At 67.9% G+C, this 15,258-nt stretch carries 14 protein-coding genes; 6 read left to right on the top strand and 8 right to left on the bottom strand.

From position 1 onward, the window contains the following. Nucleotides 1–79: 79 nt before the first annotated feature. The 4 genes from AC3DEZ_RS00125 to radC all read right to left on the bottom strand — a co-directional run bounded on the left by AC3DEZ_RS00125 (nt 80) and on the right by radC (nt 4,298). Nucleotides 80–829: an SDR family NAD(P)-dependent oxidoreductase gene (locus tag AC3DEZ_RS00125; protein ID WP_488386387.1), complete on the bottom strand. Its 750-nt coding sequence runs from the start codon at nt 827–829 to the stop codon at nt 80–82. 151 nt (nt 830–980) lie between these two features. After that, complete coding sequence (locus AC3DEZ_RS00120; RefSeq protein WP_488386386.1) at nt 981–1,805, bottom strand: SPOR domain-containing protein; 825 nt, start codon at nt 1,803–1,805, stop codon at nt 981–983. Nucleotides 1,806–1,820: 15 nt separating this feature from the next. Further along, nucleotides 1,821–3,509 (bottom strand): arginine--tRNA ligase, encoded by a 1,689-nt coding sequence (gene argS / locus AC3DEZ_RS00115; protein ID WP_488386385.1) that lies wholly within the window; start codon nt 3,507–3,509, stop codon nt 1,821–1,823. Nucleotides 3,510–3,623: 114 nt separating this feature from the next. Continuing rightward, nucleotides 3,624–4,298: a RadC family protein gene (radC, locus tag AC3DEZ_RS00110; RefSeq protein ID WP_488386384.1), complete on the bottom strand. Its 675-nt coding sequence runs from the start codon at nt 4,296–4,298 to the stop codon at nt 3,624–3,626. Between the two features lie 94 nt (nt 4,299–4,392). Between radC and coaBC the strand changes: the two genes are divergently transcribed. From coaBC to AC3DEZ_RS00095, 3 genes are read left to right on the top strand one after another with little or no spacing between them, the layout of a single operon-like run. Then, complete coding sequence (gene coaBC, locus AC3DEZ_RS00105) at nt 4,393–5,622, top strand: bifunctional phosphopantothenoylcysteine decarboxylase/phosphopantothenate--cysteine ligase CoaBC (protein WP_488386383.1); 1,230 nt, start codon at nt 4,393–4,395, stop codon at nt 5,620–5,622. After that, complete coding sequence (dut, locus tag AC3DEZ_RS00100) at nt 5,619–6,089, top strand: dUTP diphosphatase (RefSeq protein WP_488386382.1); 471 nt, start codon at nt 5,619–5,621, stop codon at nt 6,087–6,089. Before coaBC ends, dut begins: the two co-directional genes overlap by 4 nt. Before the next feature lie 16 nt (nt 6,090–6,105). Beyond that, nucleotides 6,106–8,436, top strand: coding sequence for a phosphomannomutase/phosphoglucomutase (locus AC3DEZ_RS00095; protein WP_488386381.1), 2,331 nt, complete (start codon nt 6,106–6,108; stop codon nt 8,434–8,436). Nucleotides 8,437–8,496: 60 nt separating this feature from the next. Here AC3DEZ_RS00095 and AC3DEZ_RS00090 read toward each other — a convergent pair whose 3' ends face one another. Both AC3DEZ_RS00090 and pyrE read right to left on the bottom strand, forming a co-directional pair. Next, on the bottom strand, nt 8,497–9,198 hold the full coding sequence (locus tag AC3DEZ_RS00090) for a hypothetical protein (RefSeq protein ID WP_488386380.1): 702 nt from the start codon (nt 9,196–9,198) through the stop codon (nt 8,497–8,499). A gap of 19 nt (nt 9,199–9,217) precedes the next feature. Next, nucleotides 9,218–9,895, bottom strand: a complete 678-nt coding sequence (gene pyrE, locus AC3DEZ_RS00085; RefSeq protein ID WP_447103802.1) for an orotate phosphoribosyltransferase — start codon at nt 9,893–9,895, stop codon at nt 9,218–9,220. Between the two features lie 112 nt (nt 9,896–10,007). Here pyrE and AC3DEZ_RS00080 point away from each other — a divergent pair, with 112 nt between their 5' ends. From AC3DEZ_RS00080 to AC3DEZ_RS00070, 3 genes are read left to right on the top strand one after another with little or no spacing between them, the layout of a single operon-like run. Then, entirely contained in the window at nt 10,008–10,778 is a 771-nt protein-coding gene (locus AC3DEZ_RS00080) for an exodeoxyribonuclease III (protein WP_488386379.1), read from the top strand. Then, the gene (locus tag AC3DEZ_RS00075) at nt 10,778–12,094 is read left to right on the top strand and encodes an AmpG family muropeptide MFS transporter (protein WP_488386378.1); all 1,317 of its coding nucleotides are present in this window, start codon (nt 10,778–10,780) and stop codon (nt 12,092–12,094) included. Before AC3DEZ_RS00080 ends, AC3DEZ_RS00075 begins: the two co-directional genes overlap by 1 nt. A 53-nt stretch (nt 12,095–12,147) precedes the next feature. After that, entirely contained in the window at nt 12,148–12,375 is a 228-nt protein-coding gene (locus AC3DEZ_RS00070; protein ID WP_295375135.1) for a hypothetical protein, read from the top strand. A 21-nt stretch (nt 12,376–12,396) separates the two neighbouring features. Here the strand turns inward: AC3DEZ_RS00070 and AC3DEZ_RS00065 are convergent, their stop codons facing one another. Continuing rightward, entirely contained in the window at nt 12,397–13,539 is a 1,143-nt protein-coding gene (locus AC3DEZ_RS00065; protein WP_488386377.1) for an anhydro-N-acetylmuramic acid kinase, read from the bottom strand. Nucleotides 13,540–13,631: 92 nt separating this feature from the next. After that, nucleotides 13,632–15,089: a peptidoglycan DD-metalloendopeptidase family protein gene (locus AC3DEZ_RS00060; protein ID WP_488386376.1), complete on the bottom strand. Its 1,458-nt coding sequence runs from the start codon at nt 15,087–15,089 to the stop codon at nt 13,632–13,634. Nucleotides 15,090–15,258 lie beyond the last annotated feature (169 nt).

The raw sequence follows: 15,258 nt of genomic DNA, 5'->3' as shown, positions 1-15,258 counted from the left end.
TGCCCTTCCCCCGCCTGCGGGGGAAGGGGGCGCGCAGCGCCGGACGGGGGCCGTCCGGAAAACGATGCCCCCGCAAACTTCAGCCCCGATGCACCTGGAACCCGGCGAACGACTGCGTCACCGGCATCAACTCCAGACGATTGATGTTCAGATGCGGAGGCAGCGTTGCGACCCAGAACAGGGTCTCGGCGATATCACCGGCCGTCATCGGCGACGCGCCCGCGTACAGTTTGTCGGATGCGCCCTGATCGCCATGCGTGCGCACCAGGGTGAATTCGGTTTCGGCCATGCCCGGCTCGATCGAGGTCACCCGCACGCCCGTCCCGTGCAGGTCCGAACGCAGGCCCAGCGAGAACTGGGTGACGAACGCCTTGGTCCCGCCATAGACGTTGCCGCCGGGATAGGGATAGCTGCCGGCGATGGAACTGATGTTGATGATGGCGCCCTTGCGCGCGATCAGCGCCGGCAGCAGCCGCCGCGTCAATGTGACCAGGCTGTCGATGTTGGTGACGATCATCGTGCGCCAGTCGTTCAGATCGGCGGACTGCGCGGGCGCCGTGCCCAGCGCGAGCCCGGCGTTGTTGATCAGCAGGTCGATATCGCGGAAGGCTTCCGGCAGCGCGGCCAGCGCGGCATCCATCGCCGCCTCGTCGCGGATGTCGAAGGTCGCCGCGTGCACGCGATCGCTGCCCAGTTCGTCCACCAGCGCCTGCAGGCGATCCGCGCGCCTGCCGGTGGCGATCACGCGCCAGCCGTCGGTGGCGAAACGACGTACGGCGGCGGCGCCGAAACCGGAAGTCGCTCCGGTGATGAGGGCGGTTCGGGTCATGGAGGCTCCTTCTGAATTCAGCGCGGCGGAGATTGCGGCGCGCGGATGGGGATGCAAACGAAAGCCCGCCACGCGGGCTGCGCGTGGCGGGCGGGTATCGAAACGGGATACGGCATGCGGACTCCTCGGCGCTTGCGGGAGTCCGGCGCGATCACTGGGCCTTGATGGCCATCGCGGGCAGGCCGCCACTGGCGAGCTTCTGTTTGGCCTCGGCCAGTTCGCTGGCGGTGCCGTAGGGCCCCATCCGCACGCGGTAGACGGTCTTGCCGCCAATCTGCGCGGATTCGACCCTCGCGCTCAGGCCCAGCAGGGCGATCTTGGCCTTGGTGGCCTCGGCGTCGCCGGAGGCACCGAACGCGCCGGCCTGCAGGATGTAGCGCGCGCTGGTGTCCGCGTCGGCCACCGTGCGCGGCGGCGTCGGCTTGCCCGAGGGCACAGCCGCGGCCGGACTGGAGGCGCCCGCAGCGGCCGTGGCCGGTGCTTCGTCGATCGGGCGCGGCAAGGTTGACGGCGTGGCGGCGGTTGCGGGCGTCGTGGCGCCGGCAGGCGTTGTCGCCGCGCCGGTGGCCGCGGCCGCCTTTTCTTCGCGCGCCTTGCGGGCGGCTTCCTCGCGCGCGCTGGCGGCCAGTTCGGCATCGGACATCTGCACTTCCTTGCCGGGCAGCAGCGTGTAGAAGTCGTACTGGGGTTCCTTGGCCGGCGCCTGCGCGTCCGTGCCGGTCGCGGGCGTCGGGCTGGACGCGCTGGCCGCCGACTCGGGCACCACCGCCTCGACATCGGCCGAGGCCACCGGCGCCGGCTGCGCGTCCGGATTCGGCTGCGGCCGGAAGAAACCGTCGCCGTCCTTCTTCATCAATCCGGGAGCGATGAAGTAAATCGTCAGGCCGATCAGCAGGCCCAGCAGCAGCCACACCCAGGCCGGTGTGGCGTGGCTGGAATTACGGGTGGCCTGACTCTTGCCGCGACGTGCCGCCATTCAACAAATCTCCAGTTACATTTTCTCGGGCGCTTTCACGCCCAACAGGTCCATGCCGTTGGCCAGCGCCAGCCGCACGGCCGAGGCCAGCGCCAGGCGCGCGTCGCGCGCGTCGGCATCCTCGATCAGCACCGGCGTGCCGGCGTACCACGTGTGGAAAGCATAGGCCAACTCGCGCAGGTATTGCGCAATGACGTGCGGTTCCAGCGATTCGCCGGCGTTCTCCACCACTTCCGGATAACGCGCCAGTTCCACCATCAGCGCCAGCGACAGTTCGTCGTCCAGTCGCGCCAGGTGGGCCAGGCCGTTGGTCTGGTCGTAGGCGTAACCTTTTTCCGTCGCCTGGCGATGCAGGCTGCACACACGGGCATGCGCATACTGCACGTAGAACACCGGGTTGTCGTTGCTCTGCTGGCGGGCCAGATCGATGTCGAAGGTCAGCTGCGAATCCGGTTTGCGGGCGATCAGGAACCAGCGCGTGGCGTCGCGCCCGGCCTCATCGATCAGATCCCGCAGGGTGAAGTAGCTGCCGGCGCGCTTGGACAGCTTCACTTCCTCGCCGCCGCGCATCACGGTGACCATCTGGTGCAGCACGTATTCCGGATAGCCGGCCGGGATGCCTTCGCTCAACGCCTGCAGGCCCGCGCGCACGCGCGCCAGTGAACCGTGATGGTCGGCACCCAGTTCGGTGATCGCGCGCCCGTAGCCACGCTGCCACTTGCTCAGGTGGTAGGCCACGTCCGGCACGAAATAGGTGTAGGTGCCGTCGGACTTGCGCATCACCCGATCCTTGTCGTCGCCGAAGTCGGTGGACTTCAGCCACAACGCGCCGCCTTCCTCGTAGGTGTGGCCGGAAGCGATCAGCTTGCCCACCGTCTCCTCGACCTTGCGGTCGGCGTACAGCGAGCTTTCCAGGAAATACACGTCGAAGGAGACGCCGAACGCGGCCAGATCCAGGTTCTGCTCGCGGCGCAGGTAGGCCACGGCGAACTGGCGGATGGCGTCCAGGTTGTCGGGGTCCTTGCCGCCGTCCACGACGTGATCTTCGAATTCGACGCTGTCACCGGCCAGATAGGCCTGCGCGACGTCACCGATGTAGTCGCCCCGGTAGCCGTCCTCCGGCCAACCGGCGCTGTCCGGAGTCAGGCCCTTCGCGCGTGCCTGGGTGGACTTGGCCAGGTTGTCGATCTGCACGCCGGCGTCGTTGTAGTAGAACTCGCGGCGGGTATTCCAGCCGTTGGCCGCCAGCACGCGGGCGATGCAGTCGCCGATGGCGCCGGCGCGACCGTGGCCGACATGCAGCGGACCGGTCGGATTGGCCGAGACGTATTCCACTCCCACCACGCGGCCTGCGCCGCTCTGATTGCGGCCATAGGCAGCGCCCTGCGCCAGGGCGGTGGCGACTTCGCGCTGGTAGGCGGCGGTGGCCAGGTGGAAATTGATGAAGCCGGGGCCGGCGATCTCCACTTTGGCCACGTCGTCGCTGGTCGGCAATGCGGCCACCAGGGCGGTGGCGATCGCGCGCGGATTGCTGCGCGCGGCCTTGGCCAGCAGCATGGCGGCGTTGGTGGCGAAATCCCCGTGCTCGCGGGTCTTGGGTCGCTCGACCACGAAATCCGGCGTGGCGGTGTTGGCCGGCAGGGTGCCGGCCTGGCGCAGGGCATCGATGCCCTGGGCGATCAAGGCGCGTAGGGAGGCTTTCACGGAGGGTCTGCGGATGTTGCGGGACCGGGCATTTTACGCGGAACCGGCGAGGTCGTCCGGCGCGGGCTGAATGACGCGTTCCGTGACGTCCGGCTGACCTGGATGGCAAGCCGGTCAGAGCCAGCCGCGTTCGGCCAGCGACGTCGGTGGACCATCGCCGACCACGAAGTGATCCAGCAGTCGGATGTCCATCAGCGACAAGGCGTCCCGAAGCCGCAGGGTGATCAGGCGGTCGGCCTCGGAGGGCGCGCTGTGCCCGGACGGGTGGTTGTGGCCGATGATCACCGCGGCGGCATTGTGGGCCAGCGCCCGCCGGACCACCTCCCGCGGGTGCACCTCGGCGCTGTCGAGGGTGCCCCGGAACAGCTCCTCGAACGCCAGCGCGCGATGACGGACATCCAGGAACAGGGCCGCGAACACCTCGTGATCATGGCCGCGCAGGCGCTGGCTGAAGTAGCGGCCGGCCATCGTCGGATCGGTCAACTGCTCGCCACGTTCCAGATCCGCGGCCAGATGGCGGCGGCCGATTTCGAGCGCGCCGGCCATCCGACTGGCGCGGGCCGGCCCCAGCCCGGGCAAGGCGACCAGTTCCGCCGCCGGACGATCAAGCAGACGCCGCAGCGGGCCATGGGCGGAAAGCAGCTCGCGCGCGGTCGCGACCGCATCCTGGCCACGCACCCCCGATCCCAGGAACAACGCCAGCAGTTCGGCGTCGGAGAGGGCGGCGGGTCCCCGGGTGAACAGCTTTTCACGGGGACGCTCGTGGACGGGCCAGTCTCGGATGTGCATATGACCACGATGCCGCGGGCACCCGTGTGCGGCCATCAGGCTTGACGGGGCCATCGGGTAAGCTAATCCCCTGTTCGACTGTAGGAAACCCGACGTGACCGGAAGTCTCGAGCCACGGCCGCTGCAGGGCCAGCGCCTGCTGGTGTGTGTGGGCGGCGGCATTGCCGCGTACAAGTCGCTGGAACTGGTGCGGCGGCTGCGCGACGCCGGCGCCGACGTCCAGGTCGCCATGACCGAGGGCGCCCAGCAGTTCGTCACTTCGCTCAGTTTCCAGGCGCTGTCCGGGCATCCGGTCCGGACCAGTCTCTGGGACAGCGCGGCGGAAGCCGCCATGGGCCATATCGAACTCGCGCGCTGGGCTGATCGCATTCTGATCGCCCCGGCCACGGCCGACCTGCTGGCCCGCCTGACCCATGGCTTCGCCAACGATCTGGTCACCACGTTGTGCCTGGCGACCACCGCGCCGATCACGGCGGCGCCGGCGATGAACCATCGCATGTGGCAGCACCCCGCGACCGTCGCCAACCTGCGCATCCTGCGCGAACGCGGCGTGCAGATCATCGGGCCGGAAGACGGGCCGCTGGCCGAGGGTGAATCCGGGCCGGGCCGCCTGAGCGAGCCGGAAGACATCGTGGCCGCGCTGGCCGCCGGCCGGGCGCCGTTGCCGGCCACGGGACGGGATCTGGAGGGCGTGCGGGTCGTCGTCAGCGCCGGTCCAACCTACGAGGATCTGGACCCGGTGCGCTATCTGGGCAATCGCAGCAGCGGCAAGATGGGGTTCGCGGTGGCCGCCAGCGCGGCCCGTCGCGGCGCCGAGGTGGTGCTGGTGGCCGGACCGGTGCACCTGCCGACGCCGGCGGGCGTGACCCGGGTGGACGTGCGTTCGGCCGCGCAGATGCGCGAAGCCGTGCTCGGCGCGTTGCCGGCCGACATTTACATCGGCGCGGCCGCGGTGGCCGACTACACCCCGCGGGTGGCGGCCACCAACAAGATCAAGAAGACCGGCGAGACGCTGGAGGTGGATCTGGTGCGCACGCCGGACATCCTGGCGGAAGTGGCGGCGCAGACCCAGGCGCTGAAGCTGGTGGTCGGCTTCGCCGCCGAAACCGAAAACGTTGAACACTATGCGCGCGGCAAGCTGCAGGCCAAGCGCCTGGACATGATCATCGCCAATCGGGTCGGCATCGCCGAGGGCGGTTTCGAGAGTGACCAGAACGCGCTGACCGCCTACTGGAAAGACGGTCAGCGCGAGTTCGCCTCGGCGCCCAAGACCCGGCTGGCCGATGCCCTGATGGATCTGATCGTGGAGCGACTGAACGCATGAGCCCGGCTGGCACGCAATCCGTTGAACTGAAGCTGCTGGACCCCCGGTTCGGCGACGAGTGGCCATTGCCCGCCTACGCCACCGCGGCCAGCGCCGGCGTGGACCTGCGCGCCGCGCTGGATGCCACCCTCACCCTGCAACCCGGCGACACCGCGCTGGTGCCCAGCGGCATCGCCGTGCACCTGTCGGACCCGCGGCTGTGCGCGGTGGTCTTGCCGCGTTCGGGACTGGGGCACCGGCACGGCATCGTGCTGGGCAACGGTACCGGCCTCATCGACGCCGATTACCAGGGGCCGCTGCTGATCAGCGTCTGGAACCGGGGACACGAAGCCTTCACCATCCAGCCCGGCGACCGCATCGCCCAGTTGGTGGTGCTGCCCGTCGTGCGCGTAAGCTTCCAGGTCGTGGACGCATTCGCCGACAGCGCCCGGGGGGGCGGTGGTTTCGGCCATACCGGTTTGCGCTGACAGGGGACGGGCACGGATGAGCAAATCAAGCGAAGGTGGACGTCGGTTGCCGCTGGGCGATCTTTCGCGGGCCCTGCCCGGGTTGGTGGTGCTGTGTCTCCTCCTGGCCATCTGGCTGGGCTGGAGCGGCGTACGTCAATGGCGTGACGCCGATCGCTCCGAGGCCCTGCAGCAGGCCAGGGACGCCGGCGTGGCCGCGCTGGAATCGGCGTACCGCGATCAGATCGCGCAGCTGACCCGGCGCATGTCCACCGACGCGGTGAAAACCGCCCTGGGCAGCGGTGATCCAGCGGTGGCCGCCGAGGCGATCCGGCATGGATGGGCCGAAGTCGAGCACGTGGAAGTGATGTCGCGTGATCTGGGCCAGGCCTATGCCGATCCCGCCGCGTTCGGCTACAGCCGGCTGGCGTTGCTGGAAGCCGCGCAACAGGGACAGGCGGTGGTCGCGCGGGTGGTCCGGGATGGCGGCAAGGCCGTGCTTGGCCTGGCGGTCGATGTGCCGCAGGGCGTGGTCTATGCGCGCCTGCCGTTGGCCCGATTGACGTCGGGCTTCGAGGGCGTGCCGTTGCCGCCCGGCACCTATCTGGCGTTGCGGCAGGGCAGCTTCAATGTGGTTCAGCGCGGCAGCACGCAATTGGCCGACGGGGCCGAGGTCATGGCGCATGCCGTGGGCAAGACCGGCCTGCGCGTGGCCGCCGCCGAACCCGACAGCGCGCCCGGTCCGTTCGGGCTGGGGGCGCTGGGCAGTTCGATAGGCGCCGTGCTGGCGGTCGCGCTGGCGGTGCTGGCCTGGCTGACCGCGCGGGGCGGCCTGAAGATTCCGGCCTTGCGGGGAGGCGAGGCGGCCACCACCGGAGACGATGAACCCACTCTGGGCCAGGCCCTGGAGCGGGATCCGTTGCCGGTGGCGGCAAGATCACCCCCTTCCTCCCCACAGACAGGCAGCATGAGCAGAGAAAGAATTCCCGTGGAGGTCGATCCCGGCATCTTCCGCGCGTACGACATCCGAGGCATCGTCGGCAAGACCCTCAACGCGGATGTCGCCGAATGCATCGGCCAGGCCATCGGCAGCGTGATGCAGGAACAGGATCTGACCGACATCGTGATCGGGCGCGATGGTCGCCTCTCCGGCCCGGAACTGGTGGCAGGCCTGATCGCCGGCCTGCGCCGCGCCGGCCGCAACGTCATCGACATCGGCATGGTGCCGACCCCGGTGGCCTATTTCGGCGCCTACCAGTTGCGCGCCGGCAGTTGCGTCGCGGTCACCGGCAGCCACAACCCGCCGGACTACAACGGTTTCAAGATCGTGGTGGGTGGCGAAACGCTGTCCGGCGACACCATCACCGATCTGTATGAGCGCATCCGCGATGGCAGGCTGCATGAAGCGGCAATCCCGGGCGACCTGCAGGAGCGCGACGTCACCGTCGATTACATCCAGCGGATCGCCGATGACGTGCAACTGGAGCGCCCGTTGAAGGTGGTCGTGGATGCCGGCAACGGTGTGGCCGGCGACATCGCGCCGCGCCTGCTGGAAGCGATCGGAGCGGATGTCATTCCGCTGTACTGCGAAGTGGATGGCACTTTTCCCAACCACCATCCCGATCCCAGCGAGCCGCACAACCTGGAAGATCTGATCCAGATGGTCAAGCGCTTCGACGCCGATCTTGGCCTGGCCTTCGATGGCGATGGCGATCGCCTCGGCGTGGTGACCAGGGAGGGCGAGGTCATCTTCCCGGATCGCCTGTTGATGCTGTTTGCCGCCGACGTGCTGGAGCGCAATCCCGGCGCGATGATCATCTACGACGTGAAATGCACCGGAAAGCTGCAGGGCTGGGTGCTGCGCAATGGCGGCACGCCGCTGATGTGGAAGACCGGGCACTCGCTGATCAAGGCGAAGATGCGCGAAACCGGCGCCGAACTCGCGGGCGAGATGAGTGGCCATTTCTTCTTCCAGGAGCGCTGGTACGGCTTCGATGACGGCCTGTACTCGGCGGCGCGCCTGCTGGAAATCCTGGCGCTGCACGGGGAGACGCCCTCGGAAGTGTTGTCCGGGCTCCCGGATGGCATCGCCACGCCGGAGATCAAGGTGCCGGTGGAGGCGGAAACGCCGCATGCGATCGTCCAGCGCTTTGTCGAGACGGCACGCTTCGAGGGTGCCCGCGTGGCGACCATCGACGGCCTGCGTGCGGATTGGGACGATGGCTGGGGTCTGCTGCGCGCCTCCAATACCACGCCGATCCTGGTGCTGCGGTTCGAGGCCGACAACGATGCGGCGCTGGCCCGCATCAAGGATGTGTTCCGCGCCCATCTGGCGCTGGTCGCGCCGGATCTCACGGCGACCTTCTGATCGGAAAGGGCTGCCACCTGGCGCGCGGCAGTCGTCTGCCGCGCGCGGGTTCGCCGATGCTCAGGCGGAGCCGGGCGGCGTGGCGGTTGCTGCGGGTTCGGTTCCGGGCGCGGGCGCGCCTTCGGACGGCGCCGGTCCCTTCATCTGGCGGTAGTGCTGCAGGATGTCGGCGATTTCCACATCCAGTTCCGCGCGCTGGCGCTCGAAGCTGGCCTGCAGCTGGCGCTGGCGCATCAGATCCGCATGCCGGCTGCGGATGCTGGCGGTGGCTTCGGCCGCCACCGCCTGCCCGGCCAGTTCCCGGTCGCCGGCGGTCTGCAGCAGACTCACCAGGCCATCACGCAGGCTGACCACGTTGTAGCGCGCGGTCCGGATGTTGTTGTCGACGATGGCGATACGCTCGTTGAACACCCGACGCAGTTCTTCCTCGCTGCGGTAGGACAGCAGCATGGCCTGTTCGGTGCGACGGCGGGTTTCCAGCGCCGCTTCGTCCAGTTGCGCCTGGATCTTCGCGGCTTCGGCCTGCGCGCGTTCCTCCTCGGTCAGCGCCCGATCCACTTCGGCGGTGCGCAGGCCGCTGGCGGCGCTGATTTCCTCGCGCGCGCGCGTCACGGCCTCGGCGGGCAGTGCATCGCTGCACACGCGCTGGCCGTTCTCGTTCCAGCAGTAGAGTTTCTTGGTGGCCGGTTTGTCCTGCGCGCTGGCGATCGCCATCGAGATCAGGCCCACCGGCAATGCCAGCCAGAAGATGGAACTCCGCATGTGCAGCCCCCTGCTGCCGTCAATCCGACGAACCGCTGCCATAGCGCGCCCGGTAGGCGAGCAGGTCTTCGCGGTGGTGGACAAGTTCCGCGCTTTCTCCGGCGAAATCAAGCAGATCATGCAGGTTGGCCACGGCCACCACCGGCACCCCGGTCTCGGCGGCCACCGCCTGGGCGGCCGACAGGCGTGGACCGCCTTCGCCGGCGTCCGGTTCGGTCAGCACTTCCTGCCGATCCAGCGCCACCACGATGCCGGCCGGCCGGCCGCCACCGGCCCGGATCAGGCCGAGTGCCTCGCGGATGGCGGTCCCGGCGGTGATGACGTCGTCGACGATGAGGACATCGCGACCGTCCAGCGGCGCACCGATCAGCAGGCCACCCTCGCCATGATCCTTGGCCTCCTTGCGGTTGAAGGCCAGCGGCACGTCGCGGCCGCGGCGCGCGTATTCGCAGCCCACCGCGGTGGCGAGCGGAATGCCCTTGTAGGCCGGGCCGAACAGCAGATCGAACCGCAGGCCGGCCGCCTCCACGGCGTCGGCGTAGCAGGCCGCCAGTTCGGCCAACCGGGCGCCGCTGTCGAACCGCCCGGCGTTGAAGAAGTAGGGACTCAGCCGACCGGATTTGAGGGTGAACTCGCCGAAGCGCAGGGCCTGCGCGTGCAGGGCGAGCTGGAGGAAGCGGGCGCGGTGATCGGACATGGGCGGTGCATTCGGCGGGCGAGGGGGAAAGCATAGCCGTTCCATGCCACCGGCCTCCACGCATGCGGTACGCTCTTGCGACTCCCTTCCCGTTCCGCGAACCGGTTTTCACATGCGCATCATCAGTTTCAACGCCAACGGCCTGCGTTCGGCGGCCAACAAGGGTTTTTTCGAATGGTTCGGCCAGCAGGATGCCGACGTGCTGTGCGTGCAGGAGACCAAGGCGCAGGAACACCAGCTCGGCGGTCCGGCCTTCCTGCCCGAGGGTTACAAGGCCTGGTTCCGCGACGCCACCACCAAGAAGGGCTACAGCGGCGTGGCGATCTACAGCCGGCGCGAGCCGGATGAAGTGCGCACCGCGCTGGGCTGGGACGAGTTCGACGAAGAGGGCCGCTACCTGGAGGCGCGCTACGGCAATCTCAGCGTGGTGTCGTTCTACATTCCCTCAGGTTCTTCAGGTGAATTGCGTCAGGGTTTCAAGTTCAGGGTGATGGACTGGCTGGCGCCGATCCTGGACGAATGGCGCCGCAGCGGACGCGACTACGTGCTGTGCGGCGACTGGAACATCGTGCGCACACGCCTGGACATCAAGAACTGGACCAGCAACCAGAAGAATTCGGGCTGCCTGCCCGCCGAGCGTGACTGGCTCAATGGCATGTGCGTGGACGACAGCGGCTGGGTCGACGCCTACCGCAGCCTGCATCCGGAAGGCCAGGACTACACCTGGTGGAGCAATCGCGGCGGCGCGCGCGCCAACAACGTCGGATGGCGCATCGACTACCAGTTCGTCACCCCGTCGCTGCGTGATCGCCTGCGACGCTGTGCGATCTATCGCGACAGCTGGTTCTCCGACCATGCACCGTTCACGGTGGACTACGCTTGATGAGCGCGCCTACGGCGGCCAAGGCACCCGTGTCCTACAAGGGCTGGAGCGGCATCCGGCGAGCGTTCGCCACGCCGGCCGCCTTCACCATGTTGTTGCTCGGTTTCGGCAGCGGCCTGCCGTTCCTGCTGATCGCTTCGGCGACCCTCAGCACCCGGCTGCGCGACGTGGGGCTGGATCTGGGAAGCATCGGCCTGATCAGCCTCGCCAGCTTCTTCTACCTGCTCAAGTTTCTGTGGGCGCCGCTGGTGGATCGCTATGCGTTTCCCTTGACCGCCTTCCTGGGGCGTCGGCGTTCCTGGCTGCTGGTGGCGCAGGTGGCCGTGGCGGCGGGTCTGTTCGCTTTGGCCTTTACCCGTCCCGAACTCGGCGTGGGCGCGTTGGTGGGGTGGGTGCTGTTCGCGTCGTTCGCCGGCGCGACCCAGGATTCGGTCGTCGATGCCTACCGCATCGAGATCGCTCCGGCCGAGGCACAGGCCGCGCTCGCCGCGACCTATACGCTGGGCTATCGCATCGGCCTGATTCTGGCCGGCGCCGGCGCGCTCTACATCGCCGAATTCAGTGGCTGGAAGGACGCCTACCTGGCGATGACCGCATTGATGCTGCTGCCGATCCTCGCCACGCTGTTCAGTCGTGAGCCGGCCGCGCCCGAAGCCGCCGTAACCCGGCGCATCGACTTCATCGGCGCGTTCTGGCAACCCTTCGTCAGCTTCTTCCAGACCAATGGCCTGAAGCTGGGCGTGGTACTGCTGCTGTTCGTGGGCCTGTTCAAGTTTCCGGATCAGGTGATCGGGGTGATGGCCGGGCCGTTCTATCTGGACTCCGGCTACAGCAAGGCCGACATCGCCACCGTTTCCAAGTTGTACGGGGTGTGGACCGGCATCGCCGGCGCCTTCCTGGGGGGCGTCTGCGTCGCCGCGTTCGGTTTCCGCTGGATGCTGGGTATCGCGGCCATCGCGGTGGCCTGTTCCAACATCGCCTTCCTGCTGATGGCACAGCATCCTTCCGAAATCTGGGCGTTCTACGCCGCCATCACGGCCGACAACCTGTCGCAGGGATTCGCCGGCACCGTGCTGGTGGCGTTCATGTCATCGCTGACCAACCGCAACTTCACCGCCACCCAGTACGCGTTGCTGGTCTCGCTGGCGAATCTGCCGGGCAAGTTCATCGGCGGTGTTTCCGGCTACGTCGTCGAGGCCACGTCCTACAGCGCCTTTTTCCTGATGAGCGCGCTCACGGTCATCCCGACACTGCTGCTGCTGGCCTGGTTGTGGAAGCATATCCGTGAGAATGAAGGTGGCAGCACTTCATCCTGAGCATCCGCAAGGCTGATCGGGAACGGTGCTGGGCAGGGGACTGGGGGAACGAGATGACCGACATCGTGCTGAAGGACATCGATCCGCTGCTGGCCGAACGGATCCGGCGGATTGCCGTCGCCCGTGGCTGGAACATGCATGACACCCTGTTCAACCTGATCGAACAGGGCCTGTTCCACTGCGAGGTGGAAGTCCGCAGCGGCTTCGACGATGGTGAAGTGGACGCGCTGACCGCGGCCATCAACGCGCTGAGGGACGTCCCCGCCGGCAAGGGATTCTGAGCGGAATCCGGACCGCGAACATCACGCCGGAAAGATAGTTCCCAGCACCCGCGGCCCTCTCGCGCCGGTGACGGCGGGCAGGTTGCCGGGGCGACCCGCCAGGGTTTCCCGCGCCAGCCAGGCAAACCCCATCGCCTCCACGAAATCCGGATCCAGCCCATGAAGGGCGGTGGATTCGACCTGCACCTGCGGCATCCAGGTCGCCAGCCGGGCCATCAGCTGTGCGTTGTGCACGCCACCGCCGCATACCAGCACCCGCCGGGTATCTGGCTGGCTGGCACGCAGGGCGTCGGCCACCGTCGCGGCGGTCAGTTCCAGCAGGGTCGCCTGGACGTCCGCCGGCGACGCCGCGCTGTCGCCCAACCGTGCTTCCAGCCAGGCCAGATGGAATTGTTCGCGTCCCGTGCTCTTGGGCGGCGGCAGCGCGAACCAGGGTTCCTCCCGCAACCGCGCCAGCAAGATTTCGTCGGGACGTCCGTTGGCGGCGAACGCTCCGCCGGCGTCGAAAGCGGCGCCGGTATGGCGTTCGCACCAGGCATCCATCAGCGCATTGGCGGGGCCGGTGTCGAAACCGCGCACCGGCGGTCCCCCGGCGCGGGGGAGCAGGGTGAAGTTGCCGATGCCGCCCAGGTTCAGCACCGCCCGGTCCTCGTCCGGCGAACCCAGCAGCGCGGCATGGAAGGCCGGCATCAGCGGTGCGCCGTGGCCGCCAGCGGCGACGTCGCGGCGGCGAAAATCGGCCACTGTGTCGATCCCGCTGCGTTCGGCGATCGCGTTGCCGTCGCCGATCTGCCAGGTGAAGGGCGGATCGGCATGCGGCCGATGGCGGATGGTCTGCCCGTGCGAGCCGATCGCGCGGATCTCCGCCGCGCCGACACCGGCCTCATCGAGCAGGCGAAGCGCGGCTTCGGCAAAATGGTGCCCGGTCAGCGCGTCCAGACGACCCACTTCATCCAGGGAGGGGGCTTCGCCACCCTGTCCCAGGGCGATCAGCGCGGCGCGTGTCGCCTCGTTCCAACGATAGGTGCGTCCCAGCACCAGTTCGCACTGCAACGCGGCTCCGCTTCCCTCGAAACGCACGAGCGCGGCATCGATGCCGTCGGCGCTGGTGCCGGAAATCAGACCCAGGAAAAGCGCCGGAGATGCCGGTTCGACAGGGGACATGCGGGGTTCCGTAGAGAATGCGCACGATGCGCCGGGCGTACCAAAGCGTACGCCATCGGCTCCCGCGAGGAGGCGGGAGCCGGGTTCGGGCCTCAGCTCTTCTTGGATTTGCCGGCCGGCTTCTTGGCTTCGGCGACCTGGGTTTCCTTGGCCGGTTCGGCCGGGGAAACGTCGGCGTAGATGATGTTCTCCACCGTGCGGATGCGCGCCAGCGCATTGGCGGTGTAGGTGCGGAACGAGGCCAGCTGCGCGCCGGCCAGCGGTTCCGGCGGCGGCATCGTCACCGACAGCGGATTGCGGTGCACGCCGTTGATGCGGAATTCGTAATGCAGGTGCGGACCGGTGGCCAGGCCGGTGGACCCGACGTAGCCGATCACGGTGCCCTGGGCGACACGCTGGCCGACCTTGACCTTGCCCAGTCGCGACATGTGCCCGTACAGCGTGGTGTGGCCGCGACCGTGATCCAGGATCACCACGCGACCGTAACCGTTCTGCCAGCCGGCGAACTGCACGCGCGCGTCACCGGCGGCCATGATCGGCGTGCCGGTCACCGCGGCGTAGTCCACGCCCTTGTGCATGCGCATGGTGCCCAGCACCGGATGACGGCGCGCACCGAACTTCGAGCTCAGGCGCGCATAAGGAATCGGCATGCGGATGAAGTTCTTCTTCAGCGGTCGGCCGATGGCGGTGAAGTACTCCGGCTTGCCACCCGGACGGGAGAAGCGGAAGCCCGAGTGCAGCTTGCCGTCGACGGTGAACGTCGCGGCCTGCACCGGTCCGGTGCTGATCAGTTCGCCCTCGCGCCAGGTCTGCTCGACCACCACGCTGAAGCGATCGTCCGGGCCGAGATCGGAGTTGAAGTCGATGTCGTACTTGAAGATGTCGTCGGTCAGCGAGTTGACATTGGCGGCGGTCAGGCCGGCCTTGCGTGCCGAACGATTGAGTGAACGGCCAACCTTGCCGCTGAGCACCACGGTACGCGTGGTCGTCTCGCGGGCCACCACCCTTTCGGTGACCTTTTCGCCATCGACGCTCAACTCCACGCGGTGCTGCGGATCCCGGTCGTAACGCAGCGTGCGCAGCTCGCCGGTGACCGGCAGGTCGAACGCGAGCTCGGTGCCGGGCTTGAGACGGGTGAGCGCCTGCTTGGCGTTGGCGTTTTCCAGCAGCGAATGCATGGTCGCCGCCGGAATGTCCAGCTCCTCGAAGATCGAACCCAACGTCTGTCCCGGCTTGACCCGCACCAGTTGCCAGCTGTCGCCGGCAACACCTTCCAGGCGCTCGCGCGACAACTGGGGAAGCTTGAGGGTGAGCGTGGCGCGCGCGTCGGTGGCGGACGGTGGCTGGATCGCATTGGAGAAGCCCGGCACGATCGTGGCGAGCATGATGCCGATCGTGGTGAACAGGCTGGCGTGGATCCAGTGGCGGCGGGTCCATCGGCCAGTCGGCAGATGCTGCTTCACCCGCTGATGCAGGGCCGAATCGCGAAGGAGTTCCAGGCGTTGCTGGAATTGTTGCTTACGGCGGCTGCCGTCCCCATGAGTCTGCATCTAGCCGAACCTCGGGCCCAAGACGGGACCCCAATCGGCGTAACATAGTCACACTAACAGTTCGCGTCAAACCATTGAGCCGATTGGCTTTTTTGAATAGCATCACGCTTAACTTCGCTTTAACCAGATGTTCAACTTTGTCGGCGCCTGTTCACGTCGGCCCCACCCG

This window comes from Pseudoxanthomonas sp. 134C1, assembly GCF_057773065.1.
The sequence above is the reverse complement of the archived record's forward strand: the minus strand, read 5'-3'. Positions and strand labels throughout refer to the sequence as shown.